Origin of the sequence: Streptomyces sp. DT190 (assembly GCF_049846985.1) — a bacterium.
Taxonomy (GTDB): domain Bacteria; phylum Actinomycetota; class Actinomycetes; order Streptomycetales; family Streptomycetaceae; genus Streptomyces.
This window is the reverse complement of record NZ_JBNCNM010000091.1, coordinates 1-287: the sequence shown is the minus strand read 5'-3', so window position 1 is coordinate 287 and position 287 is coordinate 1. Positions and strand designations below refer to the sequence as shown.

At 65.2% G+C, this 287-nt stretch carries 1 protein-coding gene; it reads left to right on the top strand.

Annotation, left to right across the window (positions count from 1 at the left end):
• A partial coding sequence (locus tag ACPXCS_RS39735; protein WP_425971260.1) for an acyltransferase domain-containing protein occupies positions 1 to 287 on the top strand: 287 nt, incomplete at both ends.

Sequence of the window (287 nt, the reverse complement as noted above, 5' to 3'; positions counted from 1 at the left end):
CGCGGAAGATCAACGTCGATTACGCCTCTCACAACGCGCAGATGGACCCGCTGCTGCCGGGCCTTGCCGAACGCTTCACGGACCTGGCACCCACAGCGCCGGAGATCGATTTCTACTCGACGGTGACCGGCCAAGTGGCCTCCGGGGCCGAGTTGGATGGTGGGTACTGGTGCCGGAATCTGCGGCAGCCGGTGCGTTTCGACCGTGCGTTGGAGCGGTTGCTGCAGGACGGTCACGGCGTGTTCGTGGAGATCTCCGCGCATCCTGTGCTGTCGATGCCGCTCACG